23 protein-coding genes are annotated in these 24,371 nt (G+C 49.2%); 16 read left to right on the forward strand and 7 right to left on the reverse strand.

Annotation, left to right across the window (positions count from 1 at the left end; translation table 11 throughout):
- Window positions 1–15: 15 nt before the first annotated feature.
- From E0E47_RS17015 to E0E47_RS17025, 3 genes are read right to left on the reverse strand one after another with little or no spacing between them, the layout of a single operon-like run.
- A complete protein-coding gene (locus E0E47_RS17015; RefSeq protein ID WP_130894267.1) occupies window positions 16–1,020 on the reverse strand; it encodes an aldose epimerase family protein in 1,005 nt (334 codons plus the stop codon).
- Window positions 1,011–4,355 carry a DUF5107 domain-containing protein gene (locus E0E47_RS17020; protein ID WP_130894268.1) on the reverse strand — a complete coding sequence of 1,115 codons (3,345 nt, stop codon included), beginning with the start codon at window positions 4,353–4,355 and terminating at the stop codon, window positions 1,011–1,013. Before E0E47_RS17020 ends, E0E47_RS17015 begins: the two co-directional genes overlap by 10 nt.
- Window positions 4,356–4,366: 11 nt before the next feature.
- Entirely contained in the window at window positions 4,367–5,752 is a 1,386-nt protein-coding gene (locus E0E47_RS17025; protein WP_130894269.1) for a sugar porter family MFS transporter, read from the reverse strand.
- A gap of 67 nt (window positions 5,753–5,819) precedes the next feature.
- Between E0E47_RS17025 and E0E47_RS17405 the strand changes: the two genes are divergently transcribed.
- The 3 genes from E0E47_RS17405 (at window position 5,820) to E0E47_RS17035 (ending at window position 10,723) form a co-directional block, all read left to right on the forward strand.
- Window positions 5,820–5,957, forward strand: a complete 138-nt coding sequence (locus E0E47_RS17405; protein WP_172604734.1) for a hypothetical protein — start codon at window positions 5,820–5,822, stop codon at window positions 5,955–5,957.
- Between the two features lie 286 nt (window positions 5,958–6,243).
- On the forward strand, window positions 6,244–8,625 hold the full coding sequence (locus E0E47_RS17030; protein WP_232038503.1) for a GH92 family glycosyl hydrolase: 2,382 nt from the start codon (window positions 6,244–6,246) through the stop codon (window positions 8,623–8,625).
- Window positions 8,626–8,707: 82 nt separating this feature from the next.
- Complete coding sequence (locus tag E0E47_RS17035) at window positions 8,708–10,723, forward strand: glycoside hydrolase family 97 N-terminal domain-containing protein (protein WP_130894270.1); 2,016 nt, start codon at window positions 8,708–8,710, stop codon at window positions 10,721–10,723.
- 74 nt (window positions 10,724–10,797) lie between these two features.
- Here the strand turns inward: E0E47_RS17035 and E0E47_RS17040 are convergent, their stop codons facing one another.
- Window positions 10,798–11,706, reverse strand: a complete 909-nt coding sequence (locus tag E0E47_RS17040; protein ID WP_130894271.1) for a hypothetical protein — start codon at window positions 11,704–11,706, stop codon at window positions 10,798–10,800.
- 178 nt (window positions 11,707–11,884) lie between these two features.
- Between E0E47_RS17040 and E0E47_RS17045 the strand changes: the two genes are divergently transcribed.
- Genes E0E47_RS17045 through E0E47_RS17065 form a run of 5 tightly spaced genes read left to right on the forward strand, consistent with a single transcriptional unit; the run spans window position 11,885 to window position 17,604 of the window.
- Window positions 11,885–13,213, forward strand: a complete 1,329-nt coding sequence (locus tag E0E47_RS17045; RefSeq protein WP_420873304.1) for a DUF5690 family protein — start codon at window positions 11,885–11,887, stop codon at window positions 13,211–13,213.
- 2 nt (window positions 13,214–13,215) lie between these two features.
- A complete protein-coding gene (locus E0E47_RS17050) occupies window positions 13,216–14,442 on the forward strand; it encodes an NAD(P)/FAD-dependent oxidoreductase (protein ID WP_130894273.1) in 1,227 nt (408 codons plus the stop codon).
- A gap of 35 nt (window positions 14,443–14,477) precedes the next feature.
- Window positions 14,478–15,263, forward strand: coding sequence for an electron transfer flavoprotein subunit beta/FixA family protein (locus E0E47_RS17055; protein ID WP_232038505.1), 786 nt, complete (start codon window positions 14,478–14,480; stop codon window positions 15,261–15,263).
- A 14-nt stretch (window positions 15,264–15,277) separates the two neighbouring features.
- Entirely contained in the window at window positions 15,278–16,486 is a 1,209-nt protein-coding gene (locus E0E47_RS17060) for an electron transfer flavoprotein subunit alpha (protein ID WP_232038506.1), read from the forward strand.
- Window positions 16,483–17,604 carry a porin gene (locus E0E47_RS17065; RefSeq protein WP_130894276.1) on the forward strand — a complete coding sequence of 374 codons (1,122 nt, stop codon included), beginning with the start codon at window positions 16,483–16,485 and terminating at the stop codon, window positions 17,602–17,604. The genes E0E47_RS17060 and E0E47_RS17065 overlap by 4 nt, the downstream gene beginning before the upstream one ends.
- 442 nt (window positions 17,605–18,046) lie before the next feature.
- Here the strand turns inward: E0E47_RS17065 and E0E47_RS17070 are convergent, their stop codons facing one another.
- From E0E47_RS17070 to E0E47_RS17080, 3 genes are all read right to left on the reverse strand, one after another.
- Window positions 18,047–18,787: a hypothetical protein gene (locus E0E47_RS17070; RefSeq protein ID WP_130894277.1), complete on the reverse strand. Its 741-nt coding sequence runs from the start codon at window positions 18,785–18,787 to the stop codon at window positions 18,047–18,049.
- A 131-nt stretch (window positions 18,788–18,918) separates the two neighbouring features.
- Window positions 18,919–19,944 (reverse strand): YbjQ family protein, encoded by a 1,026-nt coding sequence (locus tag E0E47_RS17075; RefSeq protein ID WP_008624964.1) that lies wholly within the window; start codon window positions 19,942–19,944, stop codon window positions 18,919–18,921.
- Window positions 19,945–19,972: 28 nt separating this feature from the next.
- Entirely contained in the window at window positions 19,973–20,404 is a 432-nt protein-coding gene (locus E0E47_RS17080; protein ID WP_130894278.1) for a hypothetical protein, read from the reverse strand.
- A gap of 177 nt (window positions 20,405–20,581) precedes the next feature.
- Between E0E47_RS17080 and E0E47_RS17085 the strand changes: the two genes are divergently transcribed.
- From E0E47_RS17085 to E0E47_RS17120, 8 genes are all read left to right on the forward strand, one after another.
- The gene (locus E0E47_RS17085; protein WP_232038507.1) at window positions 20,582–20,941 is read left to right on the forward strand and encodes a hypothetical protein; all 360 of its coding nucleotides are present in this window, start codon (window positions 20,582–20,584) and stop codon (window positions 20,939–20,941) included.
- A gap of 336 nt (window positions 20,942–21,277) precedes the next feature.
- Window positions 21,278–21,496: a hypothetical protein gene (locus E0E47_RS17090; RefSeq protein WP_130893127.1), complete on the forward strand. Its 219-nt coding sequence runs from the start codon at window positions 21,278–21,280 to the stop codon at window positions 21,494–21,496.
- Between the two features lie 17 nt (window positions 21,497–21,513).
- Window positions 21,514–21,756: a hypothetical protein gene (locus tag E0E47_RS17095; RefSeq protein WP_130893126.1), complete on the forward strand. Its 243-nt coding sequence runs from the start codon at window positions 21,514–21,516 to the stop codon at window positions 21,754–21,756.
- A 6-nt stretch (window positions 21,757–21,762) separates the two neighbouring features.
- Window positions 21,763–22,062, forward strand: coding sequence for a hypothetical protein (locus E0E47_RS17100; RefSeq protein WP_130893125.1), 300 nt, complete (start codon window positions 21,763–21,765; stop codon window positions 22,060–22,062).
- 79 nt (window positions 22,063–22,141) lie between these two features.
- On the forward strand, window positions 22,142–22,699 hold the full coding sequence (locus tag E0E47_RS17105; RefSeq protein ID WP_130893124.1) for an ERF family protein: 558 nt from the start codon (window positions 22,142–22,144) through the stop codon (window positions 22,697–22,699).
- Window positions 22,686–23,594, forward strand: coding sequence for a hypothetical protein (locus E0E47_RS17110; RefSeq protein ID WP_130893123.1), 909 nt, complete (start codon window positions 22,686–22,688; stop codon window positions 23,592–23,594). Before E0E47_RS17105 ends, E0E47_RS17110 begins: the two co-directional genes overlap by 14 nt.
- Window positions 23,595–23,615: 21 nt before the next feature.
- A complete protein-coding gene (locus E0E47_RS17115) occupies window positions 23,616–23,927 on the forward strand; it encodes a hypothetical protein (protein WP_040602507.1) in 312 nt (103 codons plus the stop codon).
- Window positions 23,928–23,933: 6 nt separating this feature from the next.
- A complete protein-coding gene (locus E0E47_RS17120; RefSeq protein ID WP_130893122.1) occupies window positions 23,934–24,371 on the forward strand; it encodes a hypothetical protein in 438 nt (145 codons plus the stop codon).

A 24,371-nucleotide genomic window follows, 5' to 3' on the forward strand; every position in this document is an offset into this window, starting at 1 on the left:
TGGTGATGTAAAGTCTTATTCCGTATCGAACCGGAACACAGTAGTTTGCCGGTATTCCTCCCCGGGGCGCAACAGGCAGGAGGGGAAATCGGGATGCGATGGCGTGTCGGGATAGTATTGCGTTTCGAGGCAGACGGCGGTATCGGGGTAGACGTAATAACCGGCTGTGTAGAGCAGTACGGAGGGCAGATCGGTTTTTACCGTCAGGCTGCGGCCCGTGGTGGGGTTGGACAATCGGGCGGCCTCCACCATGTCGGGAGACTTTTCTGTTTTCAGTATGTAACAGTGGTTGTAGCCTTTGTTCCATTTCAGTTGCTCGTGGTCGTCATATAAGTCCTGTCCGATGGGCTTGGCTGAAGTAAAATCGAAAGGCGTGCCGTCCACATTTACCCGTTTTCCCGTAGGGATGAACTGTGGGGTGGTGTCCAACATCGTATGTGACGGGATGTGTAATATGTGCCCCGTGATTCGCTCTTTTTTGCCGCCCAAATTGAAGTAGGCATGGTTCGTCAGATTCAGAAAGGTTGCCTTGTCTGTCGTTCCATAGTAACGAATGGACAGTTCGTTATCATCGGTCCAACGGTATTCCACTGTTACGTGAACATTGCCAGGGTAACCTCCCTCTCCGTCAGGAGAAAGCCGCTTGAAGCGTACACCGTCGTCCAAAATTTCCCAGTCCCACAGCATGCGGTCGAATCCGGAGAATCCGCCATGGTTCGTGTTCTGTCCGTCGTTTTTTTCCAGTTGGTAAATTTGCCCGTTTATGCAGAAGCGTGCGTCTCCGATACGGTTGGCAAAACGGCCCACGATGGCTCCCATGTAGAATCCGTCCGACAGCAGGTCAGTCGGACGGACGAGCACATTCGCCATCTCTCCGTGTTTGTCCGGCACGATGGCAGAAAGCCAACGGGCACCCCAGTTGGCCAGTTCAACCACGGCCCCGGTTGAGTTCGTCAACCGGAAGCCGTAAACCGGGGTGCCCGTCGGCATATTACAGATCACTTGTGTGTTTATTCGCATAATTCACGATGGATTTGTGCGCCTTGGTGGTTGATGTCCAAAGCGCGTGCCTTGTCCAAGTACTCGATGGCGTGTACGCGGTCTTCCAATCCTAAATAGCCCAATCCCATGACATAGTTGCAGTGGATGGCGTTGCGCTTGTCCAGATTGTCCTCCCAGATGGCCAGGTCGGGCAACGATACGGCAAAGTAGTCTATGCGGCAGTGGTCGAACAAGTGTTTCTCACCGTGCTTGATGAGCTTGTTGAAGCGTCCGCGTGCCTTGCCTTCCTCGCCCAATGCGCGCCAAGCCAGTCCCTGATAGAAAATCTTGTCCGGTTGCGCATCGTTGTAGAAGAACGCCTGTTGCGGTTCGGCAGAGCCTTGGGTGGCCTTGTGCAACCAAAGCGTGGCATTTTCTTCGTCTCCCAGTCCGCGGTAAGCCAGTCCTTTGTAATACCAGATGTCGTTCTCTTCGGCATTGATGAGTTTGCCCTCACCCAAGTTATACGGGTATTGGTCTGTGGCTAGCAACAAAGCCAAAGCGTCGGCGTAGCGGTGTTCGCGCAGGGCGATTTTGGCCAGTTCCACATGGCAGATGGTGTATTGTCCCGTGATTTTTCCTTCACCGCCTTCCCACGGATGGAATTTGCGGGCGGCAATCAGTGCCTTGGCCTCTTCATAGCGTCCTAATTGGTTGTAGAGCGTGATGCGCTCGATGGACAGGTCGTCGCGGCTTTCCGTTTCGGCCGGATGGGCTTCGAGGAATGCGAGACGTTCCGCTTGCGGACGTCCGAGCCGTTTGTAGAGCTGGTCCAATTCCATCAGGATGCGGGCGTCGCTTTCATCGAGGCGGTAAGCCTTCTCCAGTGTATCCACGGCCTTCTGCGGGTCATTGCGTTTGTTGTAGTAAGCCAGCGAGAGGTTGCGCCATACGGTGGGGAACGTTGGGTCGATGGCGGCCGATGCCTCCCAACATGTGATGGCATTGTCGTATTGCCGTGCGGCATACCAGAAGTTGCCGAGGGCGTAGGCCGCTTTGGCGCAGGCTTCGTGGTTCTCTTTCATCGCATCCTGCAACACCAATACTTCTTCGATGCGGTTGGGGAAGCAGTAAGAATGGTCATCCTGTTCGGCCTTTTTGTAATATTCGAGCGCCTTGACTGTGTCGCCTTTACGTGAGTGGCAGTAGCCCAACGCGTAATGTACCATCGGGTAGACTGAGCTTTGTGTGGCGGCGTAACCCTCCAACAAGTTGATGGCCTCGTCGTAAAGTCCGGCCTGTGCGAAATCGAGTGCGTATTCGATGTAGACGTGGGCTGCGCCGCGCATCAGTCGCTGCATTTCCTTCAGTACGTTGTCGTTGTCCGTGAGAAGATATTGCTCGAAGCGGCATCCCATGTTGAAGCGGTCTATCTTGAGCGATTCCGCTATCAGTCCGAGGGCTTCTTCCTTACGTCCCAAGTGGCGCAGGATGGAAGCTTTCAGTTGGCGTGCCTTGTGGTGGTGCCAGTTGCGCACGAGCGAGCGGTCTATCAGGTCGAGAGCTTTCTCGAAGTTGCCCCTGCGGCAGTCGATGGCAGCCAAGTTGTAATAGGCGGCATCCTGCCAAGCGGCATTCCAAGCCGATTTGAAGAAAGCGTCGTACGCCTCGTCCGTTTTGTCCTGTATCAGACAGCTCCAACCCAGATTGTAATACGGTTCACCGTCGTAAGGGTTCGGATTGCGTTCCGTCAGGGTCTCGACGGATTTACGGAAATAACCTTCAGCCTTGGCGAATTGTCCCTTGCGCATCAGGAGTAACCCCATGGCGTTGTTGCAACGCACGTCGCCCGGTTCGCGGCGCAACGCTTCCTCATAGTAGTCCATCGGGTTGTAAGTCGCGTGGCGGTATTGCTCCAAGTGCAGTCCCGTCAGGAAAAGTTGCTCGATGGACGCGATGTCCTTCGGGTCTTTGGCGGCTTTGGCCGGATCCGGTACGGGCTTGATTTCCGGTTTGTCGGCCTGATAGCTTACCAGGATACGGCCTTCATGGTTGCGGATTTCAACCAGGATGTCTTCGTCTTTCAAGCCCTCGGCTGCAAATTCTGCTTGGAACGGTTCTGCCGGGGAGATGGAGATGACTTTGTCGAAAAGGGTGGCACCGCCCACGTTGTCCTTGACGAATACATGCACGTCCTTGTTAACTCCGGTGGTGTACAGGATGACTTTGCCTTTGCCCTCCTTGACTTCCATGTTCAGCAACGCGTCCTTGGTGGCATTCTTCACGTAGCCCACCTCGGCGTAAGGCATGAAGTACTGTTTCCACGACTTTTCCTCGTAGGGCTGCAACCAAGTGAAGTCCGGTTGGTTGTCGGTGTACATGCCCGTCATCAGTTCGATGTACGGGCCGTCCTCGTCCGTCAGGTTGCGGTCCCATGCGCGTCCGAAGTCGCCGTTTCCCCATGTCCATTGCTTCTTTCCCGGCGACACGTGATGGTCGGCCACGTGGAGCAATCCGCCTTTCACGTCTTCTTCATAGCCTCCTACGAAGTCGAATTTCGATTGGATGGCCATGTATGAGGTCGGCACGGGGATATTCTTGTATTTCGAGATGTCCACACCGGCAGAGTAGTCTTGTTTATAGTACACGCCTGTTGCGATGGGGAACGATGACACGTCACGCTTGCCATGGTCGAACACGGCGTTCACATCGGGCGGGAACACTGAATGGTAGTGGTCGTTGACCACCACGGCCGGGTTTGCCCACCACAGGAACGTCTGGGGGAAAGACGTACGGTTGTAAATCTTCACGTTGATTTCGATGTATGCCTTGCCCGGATAGAGCGTAAAGCCTTGCATGCCTTTGGTGCGGAACATGCGTTCCACTTCGTTGCACCATACTGTCTTGCTGCCGTCGGCATGCTCCTCGATGGAGAAGTCTGTGGGCAGGAACGTGGACGGGCGGTGGTGTTGCGGCCAGTTGAACTCGATACCGCCTGAAATCCACGGGCCGGTCAACCCGACGAGCGCGGGCTTCACCACTTGGTTGTAGTACACGAAGTGGCGTTGCTTTACCTTGTCGTAGGCCATGTGGATACGTCCGCCCAGTTCCGGGAGTATCATCACCTTGATATATTCGTTCTCGATGAAGAGCGCATGGTAAAGCTTGTCTTTCTTTTCATCTGAGATTTTTTCTACTACCGGATAGGGATATACCGAACCGCTGCTGCCTTGGTATACACGTTTTTCCAAGAAAATCGGGTTCTTTTCTTCCTTGCCGATTTCGTAGGTGGGGAGCAGGATGTCCTCTTCCCATGCACGCACCTCGGAGGTGTTCACCGTGCTTTGAATCAAATAGGATGTGATTTTTTCCATGATGTATGAAGTTATTGGATAAGTTCGTGTTCGATTTCTTCCAGACTCTTGCCTTTCGTCTCAGGCAGGCGGCGCCATACGAAGATGCCTCCTGCGAGGCAGATGATGCCATAGAGCCAGAATGTCCCGGCTGCGCCCAGTCCCGTGTTCAGTACAGGGAACGTGTAAGTCAGTATGAAGCAGGCTGCCCACAAGGCAAATGTGCAAACAGACATGGCCACACCCCGTATGCGGTTGGGGAATATTTCGGAGATGATGACCCACATGGTCGTAGCCAATGTCATGGCATAGCAGGCGATGGCGGCCACCACGATGACAAGCAGCAGTACGCCGCTGATGTGGAACCAGTAGGCTGCGCCCATGAAAGCGTAGATCAACGTCAGGCCGAACGCGCCGAAGAGTGTCAGTGCCTTGCGTCCCCAACGGTCTACCACGCACATGGCCAGAATGGTGAAAATCACGTTGGTTACTCCCGTCACCACGATGTTCATCAACACGTCGGACACGCCGTAACCGGCAGCCATGAAGATTTCCTGGGCATAGTTGAAGATGACGTTGATGCCACACCATTGCTGCAACACGGCCATTACCACTCCGATGAGCAGGATTTTGCGCATCGAGGGATGGAGCAACTGCCGGAATCCGCCCTCCACGGTCTTTTCGCGCGAGGCGGCTTCGATGGCGGCCAGTTCTTCACGAGCATGTGCCTCGCCGCCTATCTTCGTGAAGATTCTGAATGCTTTCTCCTTATATCCCGACGAAGCTAACCAACGCGGGCTTTCGGGCAACACGAAACTGAAGAAGAAGAACAGCGCGGCGGGTACGGTCATGGCCCAGAACATCCACCGCCATCCCGTTTGCCCGTTCCATGACAGACGGATCATTTCGGCTGTGGCATGGTCGGCCACCGGTTCGGCAATCTGCCAGTTGACGATTTGTGCGCTGAGGATACCCAGTACCACCGTCAACTGGTTGATGGACACGAAACGTCCGCGCAAGTGGGCCGGGGCGATTTCCGCTATATACATAGGAGAAAGGCTCGAGGCGATGCCGATGGCGAATCCGCCGATGAGGCGGAACACGTTGAACCATCCGAAGGAATTCGCTGCACCGGTCCCTATGGCTGTACAGATAAACAGCCCTGCGGCCACGATCAGAATCGGTTTACGTCCTAATCGGTCGCTCAACTTTCCTGCGCTCAACGCACCGATGAGGCAGCCTATCAACGCGCTGCTCATGGCCCAACCCTGCATCGTGGGGCTGTTTGCAATCTGGAAATATTGTTCATAAAAAGGTTTCGCGCCACCGATGACGACCCAGTCGTAACCGAAGAGGAATCCGCCCATGGCAGAAATCAGCGCAATCAAAAACAGGTAAAGGTTCGTTTTCGTCTTCATGTGAATGAGTTGATTTAAGTTTGTTTATTTCCGGATGCAAAGTAACATGCTTTTTACGGTTTGGGAAATGGATAGAATCACTTATGATATGGACGATTTTGCGGTGGGGCGTTTGGGGGTGGACAGGAGGCGGTGCGGAATGCCGGAGGTGTGGTGGCTTATTTTGACAAACAGGGGGCGGTGGATTGTTGAGCGGAGTTCGTGAAATCGTTTGGCGCAGAACGAAAAATCAATCTCATGAGAGTGGAAAATCGTTTGGAGCAGAATAAAAAATCAATCTCCTGATGATTTTTAAAGAATCGGAAGTAGTTGAATGATAGAGTGTTGTTGATGGACTGCCAGTTTTACGGCCTGCAATAAAAAATATTGACTATGAAGCAAAATTACATGTTTTTGACGAGAATTTCGGACATGGGCAAGTTTTTCTTTTCGTACTTTTGTACACAGAGTTATACTATTTAAATATCATACGGAATATCATGGAAATAAAGATGAATTTGAAGCAGGCCGGAGTGCTGACCATAGCGGTCGTGTGGTCTTTGGGCGTGCAGGCTCGTGGCGGGAAACGCTTGTCGGAGTATGTAAATCCGTTTATTGGAGCCACGACGAACACGCAAATGGCCAAGGCCGAACATGGGTTGGGAAAGACCTTTCCTGGTGTGGCTACGCCGTGGGGCATGACGCAGGTCAGCCCCAATACCATTACCGGAGGCGACAACGGTTCGGGGTACAGTTATGAACATACGACCATCGAAGGCTTTGCCTTGACCCAGATGAGCGGTGTCGGATGGTATGGCGATTTGGGGAATTATCTGGTGATGCCCACCACAGGACCTTTGCATACGTATCGCGGCGAGGCGGAACGTCCGGAAGAGGGCTACCGTTCGCGTTACGACAAGGAGAGCGAGACGGCACGTGCAGGATATTACGCTGTCCGCCTGACCGATTATGACATCCGGGCGGAGCTGACGGCCACGCCTCACGGCGGGGTCATGCGTTTCACTTATCCGGAAAACGAATGTTCGCGCATTCAAATCGACTTGGCCCGCCGTGTGGGCGGTACGTCTGTCCGGCAGTACGTGGAGCGTGTGGACGACTACACCATTCGCGGATGGATGCGTTGCACGCCCGACGGAGGCGGTTGGGGCAACGGGGGAGGGAAGGCCGATTATACGGTCTACTTTTACACCCGTTTCAGCAAGCCGTTGGAACGTTACGGCGTATGGTCGGCCGAATTTCCCGAAGGCATGGGGCGCAAGTTGGAAAACGTGACTTTGCCGGAATTTGCCGATGCGGTGCGCCGGGCGAAGGTGACGGAACGTCCCGACCGCATGGAGGGAGACCACCTGGGATTTTATACGGAGTTTCCCACGTGCGAGGGTGAACAGGTGCTGATGCGCACGGCCATTTCCTTTGTCAGTCTGGAGGGGGCGGAGGCGAACTTCAAAGCCGAATTGAAGGGAAAGGACTTCGAGCGGTATTGCGAAAAGGCGGCTGCGCTGTGGGACGAGGCCTTGTCGAAAATCAAAATCTCCGGGGGGACGGAGGATGAGCGCACGATTTTTTATACTTCGCTGTACCACACGATGATAGACCCGCGTGACTATCGCGACGTGACGGGTGAATACGTAGGAGGAGACCGGAAGGTGTACAAGACCGACGCATTCAAGAAGCGTACGGTATTCAGCGGTTGGGATGTGTTCCGCAGCCAGTTCCCCCTGCAAAACCTTATCAATCCGGAGGTGGTGAACGACATGATCAACTCGTTTGTCACTCTGGCCGAGGAAAACGGTACGGGCGTGTACGAACGTTGGGAGTTCCTGAACGCTTACAGCGGCTGCATGTTGGGTAATCCGGCCATAGCCGTCATCGTCGATGCCTATATGAAAGGCATACGCGGATACGACGTGGAGAAAGCCTACCGCTTTGCCCGCCAGACGGCCGACCGCATCGGCCATCATCCGGAACTGGGATACTCGCCCGGCGGCAGCGGCATATCGGAAACGTTGGAATATGGATACTTCGACTGGTGCGTAGGCGAATGGGCCGAGGCTCTGGGCAAGACGGAGGATGCCGGCACTTACCACCAACGCGGGCAGGCATACCGTAAAATCTTTGATAAGGAAAAGGGATGGTTCCGCGTGCGCAATGCCGACGGCTCGTGGGCGGACTGGCCGGAAAAGGGACGCTTGCAGGAGTGGTACGGTTGCATGGAGTGTAATCCCTATCAACAGGGTTGGTTCGTGCCGCACGACGTGCCCGGCATGGTGGAAATCATGGGCGGCCGCGACAAGGTGCTGGCCGATTTGGAATCCTTCTTTGAAAACACGCCGCGCGAATTTTATTGGAATCCTTATTACAACCATGCCAATGAACCCGTGCACCACGTGCCTTTCCTCTTCAACCGCTTGGGGGCACCGTGGCTCACGCAGTACTGGACGCGTGTGATTTGTGCCGACGCTTACAAGAACAGTCTGGCCGGACTGTGCGGCAATGAGGATGTGGGGCAGATGTCGGCCTGGTATATCCTGGCTTCTGCGGGGTTCCATCCGCTTTGTCCGGGCGAGACGCGTTATGAATTGACAGCTCCTGTGTTCGACCGTGTGGAAATCGTGCTCGACCGCCGTTATGCCAAAGGCCGTAAGTTTGTAGTCACTACGGAGGGGAATGCGCCCGATGCCTGTTACATACAGTCGGCCACGCTGAACGGCAAGCCTTACAACCGTTGTTACATCGATCACGAGGATATCGTCCGTGGCGGTGAGTTGCACTTCGTGTTGGGGCGCACGCCGAACAAGCAGTGGGGGGGGGGAATGAGCGGCTGTACGGCAAGTCATATAGGAATGGAGAGAATCGCAAAATTGTCCATGTGATAAGTGATTCTCTCCATTCCGGCTTTTAGTGAAACAGGCTTACTTTGCAGACGAATAATCATTCTTAAATCTATATAGCGATATGGCTCAAAAAATCATGTTATCTTTGGTAGTATTCTTCTGTTGGACGTTTGCCCTGAGAGCGGAAGAGTACAAATTGGCTTCGCCCGACAAGAAACTGGAGGTGAAGCTCCGTGTGGATGGGTGTACGGAATTTGAAGTGTGGTACGATAAGGTGAAGTTGGTGGAACCTTCGGTGGTAGGGATGAACCTGTCCGACGGGCGTAACGTGGGAGGCGACCCCGTGACCTCTGTGAAGAAAGACCGTGTGAACCGCAAGATAGACGTCGTGGCGGGGAAAAACAAGACCCTGGAAGAGGCGTACAATGAAATAGTGTTGTCTTACGGCACGGACTACGACCTGGTCGTGAGAGCCTACAACGAAGGGTGGGCTTACCGTTTCGTGACGCACTGGGACAAGGAAATCATTATCAACAGCGAAGATGCCGTGTTCAATTTTGCTTTTACCCCTACGGTGTATTTCCCGGAGTGCGACAGCAATACCGCACCCGAGCGTGAACAGTCGGGCAAGGTGCACCAGATTCATCAGGGCTACCGTAATTTCGAGCGGCTTTACAAGGTGTATCGTTCGCCGGGTGAGATTCCGGCCGGTCGTTTTTCCGTTTCTCCGGTGCTCTTCGAGTATCCCGGCAAGCCCTACAAGGTGGTGGTGACGGAATCGGACACTTACGATTATCCCGGCTTGTATATGGAAGCCGCCGGGCAGAATGCCATGCGCGGAAAGTGGGCGGCCTACCCCAAAGAAGTGATGGACGGAGACCCGTCGAACCCTTACCGTTGGTATTCCAACCATTTGGTGATTTCACGTGAGGATTACATTGCAAGGACGGGAGGCGACCGTACGTTCCCGTGGCGCGTCATGATCGTGTCCGACGACGACAAGACGTTGTTGAACAATGAGTTGGTCTACATGTTGGCCGAACCTTGCAAGATTGAGGATACCTCGTGGATACAACCCGGAAAGAGTGCTTGGGAATGGTGGCACAAAGCCGTGGTGGAAGGCGTGGACTTCCCGGTGGGGAACAAACATCTTTCGTTGCAACTTTATAAATACTATGTAGACTGGGCTTCGGAGAACGGTATAGAGTACATGACGCTCGATGCCGGATGGAAAATGGAGTACATCAAGGAATTGTGCGACTATGCCCGGGGAAAGAACGTGAAGATATTGGTTTGGACTTGGGCCAGTTGCCCCTTGGAGAATCCGGACGATTGGATCAAGCAGATGCACGAGTGCGGGGTGGCGGGTGCCAAGATTGATTTCTTCGAACGCAACGACCAGATTGCCATGCGCTGGGGGCGCGAATTTGCCGAACGGTTGGCGCAGTACCGGATGGTGGCCATCTTCCACGGTTGTCCCGTACCGGTGGGCTTGAACCGTACTTACCCCAACGTGATGAATTATGAGGCTGTGAGAGGGGCTGAATGCAATTTCTGGGAAAAGACCATCACGCCCGAATACCATACACGTTTCCCCTTCATCCGTTCATTGGCCGGACCGGAAGATTACACGCCGGGCGGCATGCGCAACGTGACGCCCGAAGAGTTCCAACCACGTGACCTGGACAGCATCCCTCCGATGAACATGGGGACGCGTTCGCATGTCTTGTCCATGTATGTCATATTCGACCATTGGATCGGTTACCTGTGCGACGCGCCTTCGGAATATAACAAATATCCCGACATTTTGGATTACCTGTCGAAAGTTCCTTCGGTGTGGGACAAGACCCTTCCGCTCGATGCCCGTTTGGGCGAGTACATCGTGATGGCCAAGCAAACCGGTAAGGATTGGTACGTGGGCGGCATGACGAACTGGACACCGCGTAGCGTGACGGTGGACTTCGGTTTCCTGAAACGCGGGAAGACCTACCGCGCCGTGGTTTTCAAGGATAAACTAGAGTCGGGCGACCATCCGACAACGTATGCCTGCGAGACGATGAATGTGGACCGGAATACGAAACTGACGTTGGATATGGCTCGCGGAGGTGGCTTTGCGATTCGTCTGACGGAAGAATGAAAGTAAGGTTTTATACGAAAGGCCGCAGAAGGAGATATCCTTCTGCGGCCTTTCGTATGGCGGGTGCCGTATCTTCAGAGACCCTCTTGTGTACTGAGGATTTTCAGGAGTTGCTTTTCGCGTTGGAGTTCTTTGGTATCCTTGTCCGGTGATATCAGCATCATGCTCCGTATGATATCCTCGTTGCAGCAAGTGTAATTATAGTATTCCAACAGTTCTCCGGTCAGTTGTGCTTTGGGGATTACTTCTGTGCGTAAGTCGGCAAACTCTTCCAGTGGGATTTCGTCGCCTTGCCGGACAAAGAGGATGCGCCGGGCGATCGGATTGCGGTTATAGTCGTGTGTCAGATAGATTCCTTTCATGATTTGGGGATACTCGATGATGGGCAGTTGCAGGTAGACCACCTTCAGGGCAAGTTGCAGGCGTTTTTGTTCGTTGAACATCAGATAACCGATTTGAAACGGCGAGAACAGCCCCACGCCGATATAGTAGTCACCCGACAGGTTCTGGCAATAGACTTTGGGCATGGTGTCGCCATCTACGATAGAGGATATCATATAAGGCTCCACTTTCAGTCCGTCGGAGTAGGATGAAGAACTGTAAGACTGGTAAAGCCCGGTATAGGTGCCGGCATTGGGCAGGTATTTGATGGCTTCTTTCTCGATGTCGTCCAGGAAAGGTCGTCCGCCGTTTTTGTTGGAAACGAAACGTGGCTCGATGTGGCTCACTTTGTCGTACAATTCGTCGAGGCAACCTTGCAGTTTGCGTTTCGACACGTTGTTGACTTGTTGCAGCCCTTGGTCTAACGCACTTTCCGTACCGCATCCTCCGGAGAGCAGATTGATGTATGTGGGGAGCACGGAAGAATAGAGCGAGGAGAGTACGCTGGACGCGATGCCCGTCTCCTCGGAGATGTCCTTCATCCGTACACCGGCTTCGCGCAGTTTCTTCATTCGTTCGTAGAGTGATACCAATTTGTCCATACGTATGTTCTTTGGGGCAAAGGTACGTTTTCCATGTTACAAACCTGTTGCTTTCGTGCTTCATTACCGTGAGATGAATGTTACATTATAAATACGGGTTTGGACGGGCGTATGATATATGATGAATTAATTTTTTCAGATGGCGGTTTGGGATAGTTTTGCAGCCGAAAACAAAACTATGGTTATGGAACAAATCGTAAAGAACAAAAGATTTTCGGATGCGTTGCTCATCCTGTGGGCGGGCGGTGCAGCCTTGCTTTCCTACTCTTTGGTGTATGCCTTGCGCAAACCTTATACGGCGGCTTCGTTCGAGGGGCTTGATTTCTTCGGCACGGACTACAAGGTGGCGGTGACGACGATTCAGATTTTAGGTTATGTGATAGCCAAGTTCTTTGGCATCAAGTTGATTTCGGAGTTGAAGAAGGAGCGTCGTTTCAAGTTTTTCGTCTGTTCGGCGGTAGCAGCCGAGGCTGCTTTGGTCGGCTTCGGCCTGTTGGCTCCTCCGTTCAATGTGGCGGCCATGTTTTTGAACGGCTTGTCGCTCGGTTGCATGTGGGGCGTGATATTCAGCTTTATCGAGGGACGCAAGGTGACGGACATGTTGGCCAGTCTGTTGGGGGTAAGCATGGTGTTCAGTTCTGGTGTGGCCAAGAGTTTCGGCTTGTTTGCCATGAACGAGATGCACGTGGGACAGTTCTGGATGCCTGCCGTGATTGGGGCTTTTGCTTTGCCTCTTCTCGTTTTTATGGGGTATATGTTGAAGCGTCTGCCACAGCCTACGGAAGAAGATATTGCACTGCGTAACGAACGTGTGACATTGGACGGAAACGGACGTAAACGCTTGTTCCGAGGTTACGCTCCGATTCTTACCTTGTTGTTCGTGGGCAACTTCATGTTGCTAGTGCTGCGCGATATCAAGGAAGATTTTCTGGTCAATATCCTGGATATGAGCAATCAGTCTTCTTGGCTTTTCGCCCAGGTGGATACGATTGTTACGTTGGTCATCCTCGGGATTTTTGCCGCTTTCGTCTTCTTCCGCAGCAATATTCGGGCTTTGATGTGCTTGATGGGACTGGTCATTGCCGGTTGTTTGGTCATGACATACGTGTCGCTGAATTATGAGGCATTGGATTGGCAGCCAGTAGTGTGGTTGTTTGTGCAGAGCCTGTGCCTCTACATTGCCTATCTGACTTTCCAGACGATTTTCTTCGATCGCTTCATCGCTTGTTTCCGTATCAGGGGAAATGTAGGTTTCTTCATCGCCATTATCGACTTCATCGGCTACATGGGTACGGTGACTCTGCTTTCCACCAAGGAGTTTCTGAATTTCGACATGGAGTGGTTTGCGCTTTACAACCACATGGCATGCGCGGTCGGCGCGGTTTGTGCGGTATTGTTCACAGTGGCTGCCGTATTGATTTATAAACGGTATTCCGCTCAAGGGCATGGGAAAGAACAGACGGAGCGTACGACTTTGTATATGAATCCTCAATATAATGCAATTTGACGATGAAACAGGATTATGATGTGATAATTATCGGTGGCGGTTTGTTGGGATGCGCCACGGCTTACCAGTTGGCCAAACGTAAGGCGGGGAAGGTGTTGTTGTTGGATGCCAACGAGATAGCGTCGCAGGCTTCGTCCCGTGCAGCCTGCCTGTTGACACGGGCGCGTACCAAACCGGCTTTGATGGAAATGGTGCAGGAAACGTATGATTGCATCGATGAAATAGAGTGCCTTTTGGGGGAATCGCTCGAACTGCAGCAGTGCGGCAGTGTGACCATCTCTTCGTCCGACGCATCGCTGAAAGAACTCGAAGCATTGGAAGAAGCGGCCGTACGTTTCGGAATACCGAATGAACGTATCGACCGGAGGCGTTTGAAAGAACTTCTTCCTTGGATGGAGGTCTCGGCGGTAGAAGAGGCGCTTTACATGCCTACGGATGCGTTTATAGATTGTGCTTTGTTATGTTCCGGTTATGCACGTGCTGCACGAAGTCTCGGGGCGGAATTGCGTCCGAATACGAAAGTAAAAGCCATTGTGGCTGTTGGAGACAAGGCGACAGGAGTGGAGTTGGCGGACGGGGAAAAAGTACTGGCGCCGGTTGTCGTGAATGCCGCAGGCTCGTGGGCCAACCTGTTGATGCGTCCTTTAGGGGTAGGGCTTCCTTTTACTCCGGTACGGAGTCATTTTTGGATTACGGGAACAAACCCCGGGCGTTTTCCGGCAAACCATCCTTTTACGGTGATTCCCGATGCCCGTGCTTTCACCCGTTCGGATGTGGGGGCGTTGATTATCGGCTTGCGCGAAAGTGAATGTCAAGCCTTCAATCCCGACACATTGACGGATAAGTTGGAGGATTTCGATTTCAATAAGGCAGCCGAATGGAAAGTGCTCGACGAGTGTGCCCCGTTGCTACAGCGTTATCTTCCGGACATAGAAACGCTGGGTGTCGCGCATTATGTGGCCGGGCCTTCATGTTACGTGCCGGATGCCAAATTCATTATCGGGCAGGTGCGTCCATACGAAGGGTTGTATGCCGTAGCCGGATGCTGTGGAGGAGGCGTGGCTGCCGGTGGAGGTATGGGACGCTTGGCCGCAGAATTGATTTTGCGGGAAGAGCCGTTTGTGGATCCGGCCGGGTTTGCACCGGACCGTTTCGGGGCAGTGGACTCGTTTTCGGTTGAGTTTCAAAAAAGGTGTGCGGATGCCCGTTCCAATAAAAAAGGTGGATAGGGTTCGGATATATGGAAGATAAAAAAGCGAAAGATATGAAGCGGTATATTGTATTCTTAAAGCAAGTGCCTTTGTCTACAAAGGTAGAGATGGATCCTGTAACCCGGACGCTGAAGCGTTCGTCGGCCATGACCCGGACAAATCCTGATGACTTGTATGCCTTGCAGTTGGCAGTAAAATTGAAAAGGCAGACGGGGGCTGAGATAGTGGCGGTAAGCATGGGACCCGCTTCGGCGGAAGAAGTGCTCCGGGAGGCTTTGCAAAGAGGGGCGGATAAGGCGGTTTTGTTGTCCTCCAAGGCATTTGCCGGAAGCGATACGTGGTGTACGAGCCTGGTACTGGCGGCAGCCGTGCGCAAGTTGGGTGAATACGACTTGTTGCTTTTCGGGAAAATGGCGGTGGATGGCGATACGGCACAAGTGGGGCCTGAGGTAGCCGGACAGTTGGACATTCCCCAAGTGACGCATTTGATGGAGGTTTCGGACATATCGGATACTTGTATATGTGTGAGGAAGAAGGCCGGTCGTTTACTCCAACGTATGGAGGTGGATTTGCCTTGTGTCGTGACGGTTGGTCGGGAGACGGGGGAACTGGATTGTCCCACACTGGCCGGTTGGCGGTGGGCTCAGCGGCAGGCCATCCTTCATTGGGATGAATGCGACTTGGGACTGGAACCTTCGCAGGTCGGATTGCAGGCATCTCCTACTCAAGTAGTGTCTACTATGGTGCCTCAACGGAAGAAAGACGTGGAATGGCTTCCCGACGGGGAAAAGTTTTTTGCAGTCGTCCGTGAAAGCATGAGACGCGGAATTAATTTTTAAAAAGCAAGATGAAAATGAATAAAGATAAGGATTTTATACTTCAATTACAGGCCGGGCAATGTGTATCCTGCGGAATATGTGCCGAAAGTTGTGCCTATGGGGCTATCCGTATGGGCGACTTTCCGGAGGTGGATGAAGAGAATTGCCGGTTATGTGGCGCTTGTGTGCAGGCTTGTCCGGTTGGAGCTTGGGTGATGCAGCGTCAAGATGAAAGGCAGGAACAGCCTGTGGATGATTCCAATGGCATTTGGGTGTGGGCGGAAGTCATGGACGGAGCTTTGGCACCGGTAAGCCGGGAACTTTTGGGAAAGGCTGTGGCACTTGCGGCTTGCCGTCCCCAACCGGTTGAGGCTGTACTGATAGGCGGTGAGGTGGCTGCATGGGCAGATGAGTTGATAGCCGCCGGTGCAGACCGCGTGCACGTGGTGGAGTCTCCGCTTCTATCGGATTTTGTGGAGGAAAACTATACGGAGGTGTGGGCCGGCTTGGTGCGCAAACAGCATCCTTCGGTCCTGCTTATCGGGGCTACGCCATGCGGTCGTGGTTTGTCCGCACGATTGGCTGCTGTACTGCATACCGGATTGACGGCAGATTGTACGGAGTTGGAAATGGATACGGACAGCGGACTGTTGCGCCAAATACGCCCGGCTTTCGGAGGAAATCTGATGGCTACGATTGTCAACCCCGTTTGTAGGCCGCAAATGGCTTCCGTACGTCCCGGGGTGATGAAAGCCCGGCAGAGGGATACTTCGAGGAGGAGGGAAATCGTCTATCATGCTTATGAGGCAGGAAGAGCCGACAGCCGTGTTCGCGTGTTGGAGACCGTGGCGGAAGAAGTGGCCGGAACTTCGCTGAACGACAGTTCTATTATAATAGGTATAGGACGAGGCGTGAAAACGCGGAGATGTGCCGATGAAATCCGGGAGTGGGCCGAACGTATCGGTGCGACGGTGGCCGGGTCTCGTGCGGCAGTAGAAGCCGGATTGGTGGACGCTTCCGTGCAAGTGGGGCAGACCGGGCATACGATAGCTCCGGATTTGTATATCGCCATCGGTATCAGCGGACAGATACAGCATACGGCGGCCATCACCGGAGCGCGTTGCGTGATAGCTGTTAACCCGGACCGTACGGCTCCGATCTTCAATGTGGCGGATTATGGTTGGGCAATACCTGTGGAAGAGGCACTTCCGCAATTCATGAACATACTGAACCGGTGCGTATGAGAAAATGGATGGCATGCGTGTGGTTGGGCATGGGAAGTTGCTTTATGACGGCACTGGCGGACGAACCTCTTACCGTGAAGTTTCGTTCGAGGGCATTGCTGGATGCCGCTGTGTCCGGTTATGGCAAGGAAAATGTGCAGGGGTATTATCGCTTGGAAGATTTCCGTGTGGGCTTCAAAGCTACTTACAGGCAATATGAAATGAAAGCCGACATTGGTTTGGGAGGAAACAAAGTAGCCATCAAGGATTTGTTGTTGAACTATCACTTTAAACATGGTGTCCTTTCGTTAGGAAATGCTTATGAACCTTATTCCATGGATATGCTCATCAGTACGGCAGACATGCGCTTTCATCAGTCGGCCGGATCCGTATTGGCTTTTACGGACGGACGCAAGCTCGGGTTGACTTATCATTCCAGTCTGCCATTTGGATATTGGGCTACGGGATTGTATACGCATAACGACATCAATAAAATCGGTGACGGGCAGGTTAACGCTTTGGTTTCCACTTCGCGGGGCGTTTGGCGCAAGCGGTGGAAAGGGAATCTGTTGCATGTGGGCGGTGCTTTTTCTTTCCGTACCAAACCGGTGAATACGGTGGAACCGCCGACAAAAACTGTATCGAATGATGGCGTGACATCCATGTTCCCGTTTCCATTGATGGAAGCCACCGTGGATCGTTTAGGGACAGAACTCAAAGGCGTTTTTGAGATACTTTATACCACTCCGCGTTTCATGGCACAGGGGGAATACTTTCTGAACCGTCTCAATCGTACGGAAGGGGAGGCTTACCGTCCGCAGGGAGGATACGTGCAGGCAGGCTTTCTGGTCCGGGGAAGAGGGTTTGCGTATGACGATCTGTACGGCATTCCCGGCAGGCCGGGCAGTAAACAGGCCGTAGAACTCACGGCACGTTTCAATTATACGAACTTGAACGATGGCAGGGCCGGCATCATGGGCGGACGGGAAAGCGACGTTTCGTTGGGAGCTAACTTCTATTTGAATGAATATTTGGCCGTAAAACTGAACGGAAGTTATGTCCTTGTAGGAGAACATTGCAATGAATTTTACAAGAAAAACCTATTCTTGGGGCAATTACGTGTCCAATATATTTTTTGAGGCAGCCCTCATCTGATTTCTCGGATTCGTAATAGACGGATGTTTTCGCAAGGGAGCATCTGTCTGTTCTTTTGTATCGGGGAGTACGATATAAAGGCATTAAAAAAGGATTTCCCGACGGGAAATCCTTTTTCTTTGGGTGACTAGTGGGATTCGAACCCACGACATTCAGAACCACAATCTGAGAGGAGTTGTTTATTAACTACTTGTTTTTAATTCATTTACATCTATTTTATTCCAACAAGGGAAAACAACGGGTAAACAATTTGCAAAACTATTCTTTAAATGCCCTGCCTATCCTGTCACCAATAACTCATCCATGGTTGATTCTGCATCCGTTCTTATTTCACTCCTTTTGTTATCTGTACCAATGTTTCTTTTACGAAGTCTTTCAGTTCCATGGCTGTGCTCTGTTTTGAATGCGATGAACTTTTAAGGGAGTTTATTGCTTTTTCGGCAACATAACGCTTCTTTCGTATGGTAGATTAAAGTTTAGATTCATATAATAGTCTGAATAGCTTCCTTTTATATCATAACTTCCGTCGAATATAGATATATTATCTTTATCAAAATCATAATAAAGTATTTTGGTGTCAGAATCAATCTCTTGTTCCAATACTTCTGAACAGTATTTTACTGAAGACATGTTGTAACAATAATTCCCGTCGAGTGGTATAACAACAACATCTCCTCCAATCGTACTCCTATAAACGCCGTAACTTTTTACAGTTACACCAAAATAGCTGCTACCTCCAAAAGACCCAATATAATTCCCCTCTTTAAATTTATATGTTGCAGTTTCTGTTGTTTTTGTCACATCCTGAATGTATTCAATACTTCTATACTCATAATAACATTTTTGGTCATAGAAGCTCAAAGAATCTTTTTCGTGACGTGAATGACCATTATGTTCACAAAGATTGATTTTAAACTTTTCTTCTCCTATATTATAATCTTCTATTGTATAATTTATACTTGGACATATTCTTAAAAGATATTCCACATTACTTTTATTCTCCTTATCTTCAAATTCTTTTTGAATATGATTAAAAGTAGAGGTTGTATATGACCATTTTGTCCCATTTAACAAATTGATTTCCTTATTGTCTTTATAATCGTCACTGCTGCACCCAATAAAAAACAAAGCCACCAACATGGGCAGTATTAATAATACTTTCTTCATAATATGACTATTTAATTGATAAATATAAAATTACTTTATAAACTCCAAAAACATCGGAAATCTTCAATTTGAAGTCCGAATATTTAAAGTTTGGGTGATTAACAGGAATCTTGTGTTAGTTTAGTTGCACTTTACTTTAAAATATCAATCAAGACTTGAACTCTATTTTTAAATTCATTTACTTCTTCAAATTCTTTTTCATTCAGTCCATTTATATTTACACCACATTTTGCGCAAAAAATAGAGTCAATATTGTTTGTATGACCATTTTCACATATAAATTTATCTTCTTCTTTTTTATTAAATACTCCAGTTTTTAATTTTTCTATTTTACCAGTATTGGGCATATTTTCATAATATTGGCATATTCCCTTCATGTACTCTAATTCTTCTTTTTTGTAGTAATTGGGTTCTATATTCAAAAGTAAAATTCCTTTCTTTAGGTCATTCTTGCAAATATTTAACACCCTATTCGCATCAAATAATTTAAGTCTCTTAATTATATCAATACTGTATTGGAAATCTTTATAATCCAAAATCTTATCATATAATATTGGTATTAAATCACCTCTATTGTAAGATTTAATTACATTAAAGATTCCATCTACAGCCCTATAATTTTTTTTCTCTGCTATGTATAATCCAATTAAATCAGGAATGATTTCTTTTATAGGATTTTCTTGCATGAATTCAATCCATTCTTCTTCTACTTTTTGGTTCTCTTTTATTGATTTAATGATTTCTCTTTTTTTAATTTCTTTTTCTAACACTTCTTGTTCTATAATTCCTGATTGGATTTCTTCCTTTATTTCTGATTCGTTTATGTTTACACGGCAAGCTGTTCCTGATATGGAAACCATAAACATAGACTTATCCTTTCCGGATATTTCATCAAAATCTATCCTTGCTCCAACAATTGCGTTTGCACCAAGCTTTCTTGTTCTGTTCTCTAAATCTTTCAAAGCCTCTTTATAGATGTATTCCAATTTATTTCTATATGAATTCGATTTTCCTCCAAAGAAATCAGTGAAAGAAGCTGCGAAATCAGAAAATACATTTGTACCAACAACTACGTTTGTACATACCAATCCCATATATTTTTGTATTTCGCCATTCTCGAATTTATTTGTGGTTGTTATATAAAGTTTATTTTCCATAATATATTAATTGATTAAACATTCTGATTTATTTCTTTTCCAACAAAGTTATTAACCGGTCGATTTGCTCATCCTTTTTTTTAAGAAGTTCAATAAATTTATCGGTATTGTTGGAATTATCTATATTTTTACTCATGGAATGCAGTTCCACAGTCCCGTCCGGTTTAATAATTTTTTGAGAACCCTCTTCGGGAAGGGATATACTGATATTTTGTCCCCCGATATTACTAATATTCTCATTACCATTCATGGTAACCCTATTATTTGAATAAGCCGAGTTGAGCATCTCGCCTTCGCCAGTCAAAAGCCAAACACGGTTTAAGTCTTGATAAATATTCAATATCTTATTTATTGTTGAATTACCGAGGTCACTCTTTCCCGTTCTTGCTTGGCTTAGCAACCCTTGGCTTAGTTTACATTCTACAGTAACTTGATTATCATTCAAGTTTCTGTATTTCATGTATTTGTCAAATCTGAACATTTTTTCCCTCATTTCTATTATGTTAATTAGCGTTAATAGCTTGATAAATTATCAATATACAAATCGAATATATTGATAAAATATCTATCTTTGCATCATCAACGTGAAACAACAACGTCACAAATATACGATTATTAATTTAAAATACGCACGATTATGAGAAAAAACATCAAAAGTCAATTAATAAGTCTTGCGGCTACGATAGAGGACAAGCTGATAAACAGGTTCAACCATTGGGAACGCACCTCACACGCGTACTTTGAGGGTAGAACATGCGACCTTGAAGTGTCATACGATGCCTTGGCGGGTAAAGTAGAAGCTATGATATACGGTGATGATGCCCGTAAGGCATACCCCAACATCCAAAAGCTGATAGAGAATTCGGTAAGCAGCGAAAAGATAGACAACGAAGTATATCTCGAAGAGATGCGTGACGATGAAGAATATGAGGCCGCAATGGACAACCGTATGGCCTTAGACCGCGCCCAAGGTTACGGATACGGGATATATTGGTGATGGGATGAAGCCGGGGTTCGATTCCCCGGCCACCAACAAGACACTGGCGGAAACAGTATAAAGACGGCTTGACCCAAGCATAAATGGTAGCCAGTCCGCGTGGGCTTGAAAGTAACGCGGCGCAATAAGCGGTATGGCAGTGAGATAGAATCGAAACATACACATAGCAGATGCGGGTTACAGTAGCGTAAAAGCAATCGAATGGCGGTGAGGCACGGCGTGAAACCGTGAAGAGCATGAGACAGCAGCGTGATGAAATTAAAATATCCCCTCCCGTAAGATTCGGGGTAACAACCGGTTTAAGCCGTTGAGGGGTAGCAAACTAAAACAAACAATATGAAAACATTAAGAAACATTGGAATCGCCACATTGTTTATAGTGGCATTAGGGTTAGCCGGACACGCAGACCGGACAAACGAGATTGTGAACAACCTGAATCCGCATGTTTATGAACTTATCAAAGTATTGGGGCATGACACGGACAGTGAGATAGCCGAAGAATACATGGCTAACAAAGAGTATTATGACACATTGTCGGATAAAAATTTATGGTAACGGAAAGGAGGTAAAATATGATAAAGGAAATAATGATAGATGAAAATTATACTCATGTTGGCTTATTTTACAGCATGAAAAAAGGGGATGTGTACAAAGTCCCGTTCGAGAAAAAAAGATATAATGGAATCAGGGCAGAAGCAAGCCGAAGAAATAGCACGGGACGGCTTTTGGGTGAACTGAAAACAGCAATGGATGTGAAGTTTAGGGTTTCTGCAACAGAATATCCCGGTTATATATCTATTATATGTATAAAGTAAATTATCATGGACATTCAAGAACTAAATTCTGTCATAGCCGACTTTGTTCAAGTGGGCTATATGCAGGCCGTCAAAGCATACGAGCCACCGCAAGATTTAGTCCGGGCATCTGAAATAAAACTTTGGTTAAAAATGATGCGGATAGACATCAAGCGTTTTAACCGTTTGGTTTCGGAAGGTGTCATTCGGGCGACAAGGAAAGGCGTTGGTCGTAATTCTCCGCTTTACTACTCCAAGGCAGAAGTCAAACAAGCCTTATCCATGGCGAATATAGCCGGGATTGTAGCGAGGGGGACAATGAAATAATTATCACAGGTTCGGATGGCCGTCCGTTTTATTACGGTCGTGACCTGAAGCAATTCCTCAAATCAGAATTGGAAGTAAAATGAAAGAACTAATAGAAATCCAACACAGCCTGAAAGCTCCCAAAGGGCAATGGAACAACTTCGGGAAGTACAAGTACCGGAGTTGCGAAGACATACTGGAGGCATTGAAGCCCTTATTGTATGAACATAAGTGCGAACTTACGATCGCCGACGAAATGGTTCTTGTTGGTACGCGCATATATGTAAAGGCCACCGTCACATTAAAGAATGAGAACGGCGAAACCGTATCGACTACCGCTTATGCTCGTGAAGAAGAAAGCAAGAAAGGCATGGATGGCTCACAGGTGACGGGAGCGGCTTCTTCCTATGCCCGGAAGTACGCCCTGAACGGAATGTTTTGTATCGACGACACGAAAGACTGCGACGACACGAACACCGGCGGTAAGGACGACGGGCTTTCCGACAACCGGGACATGGCTTTCCAAGAGATAGATGCTGCCAAGGACACGGCCGAACTATCCAAAATATTCAACAAATATACCATGCTTCATGATGACAAGGCTTTCATGAAGCGTCTGGGTGAAAGGAAAAAGGAGGTGCCTTATGTACAAGCTTAAAAAATCGGATGTCGTGTTTTATCCGGCCACTCACACCTACATAACGCCGGCCGGCAGGATGCTTGACGGGATAACCGGCATGCTTTCACGGCAACTCTTTCCCGGAAAGTATGACGGGATTGATGAAGAAACGATGCGCAACGCCGCAGAACGCGGCTCATTCATCCATTCGGTTTGTGAGTTGGTGGACAGTCTAGGTGTGGAACATGAAAGTCCAGAGGCAATAGGCTACAAGGAACTGAAAGAGACATACGCCCTGAAGCATGAGGAAAGCGAATACCTTGTATCAGACAACGAACACTTTGCAAGCTGCATCGACAAGGTTTACAGGGATGGCGAATCAACATTTACATTGGCTGACATAAAGACTACTTATAAGCTTGACAAGGAATATGTCAGGTGGCAGCTTTCCGTCTACGCCTACCTTTTTGAACGTCAGAATCCCGGCGCAAAAGTCCTCCACCTTTATGCCATCTGGCTACGCGGAGAACGCCATGAACTCGTGGAAGTTGAACGCATCCCGGATGGTGTGGTGGTGTCATTGATGGAGCACGAGGTGAACGGTGAGCAATTCGCCAACCCCTATGCCCTTTCCTTCACGGATACGAGCCTTCCGGAAAAATATGCCGCCATGGAAGATGCCATAGCCGAAATCGACCGGCAATATAAATATTGGTCAGAAAAGAAAAAGGAACTGGCCGATGGCGTAAAATTCGAGATGCAGAATGCCGGTGTAAGCAAGTGGGTCGGGGACAGAGTGTCTTTTACACGCAAGGAAGACAGCGAAAGGGAAGACTTCGACAAGAAGCGTTTCGCCTCCGACCATCCCGACCTTTACAAGGCTTATCTCATCAAAACCAAGGTTTCCGGAAGCGTGATTTTAAAAGTGAAATAGTAACATAAAAAACATTAGAAAATGAGCAGTTTATATGGAAGTATCTGCCTGAGCGACATACCACGCTCACAGATGAAGAAAATCATGTGCAAGGACGGAAAGGAACGTATATTCCTGAACATCTTTGTGGGGGAAAGGAAAGAACCTGCAACCTTTGGCGACAGGACATATACCCACTTCGTTTCTTGTTCCCCCAAGAAAGAAGAACGGAAGGAGGGGGAAAACTACTTCATCGGTGACTTGCAGACCTACCAGTCGCAACCGAACGCACCAACCCCCGAACAAGTGGCCGCAGCCCCAAGCGTGTCACCTCTTGACGACTTGCCTTTCTGATAATTTATGAGGTACGACGGTTCCAACGAACTCCACGCCGGGCAGGCAAGGGCAAAATTGGAAAAGCTCATCAAGGACAAAAAGATATTTGATTTGATCGAGAAGAAACCACAGAGGAGCATTCAGGCCAACAAATACCTTCATGTCTGCCTTTCATATTTCGGGTGCCAAATCGGTGAAACCATGGAATATGTGAAGCGTAACTATTACAAGATTCTTTGCAACCCTGGTACTTTTATTCGGGAAAGGGAAGACAAATATCTTGGGCATGTGAAGTACCTTAGAAGCTCTTCCGAATTGGACAGTTCTGAATTTGCCCTTACGGTAGACCGTTTCAGAAACTGGTGTGCGTCAAATGCCGGTATCTATATCCCAAGCCCCGATGAGGAAAGGTTGATACAATTAATGGAAATAGAAGTAGAACGTAATAAAGAATTTATTTGA

It is taken from the genome of Paraprevotella xylaniphila YIT 11841 (assembly GCF_900683745.1).
In the GTDB taxonomy this organism is placed as follows: Bacteria; Bacteroidota; Bacteroidia; order Bacteroidales; family Bacteroidaceae; genus Paraprevotella; species Paraprevotella xylaniphila.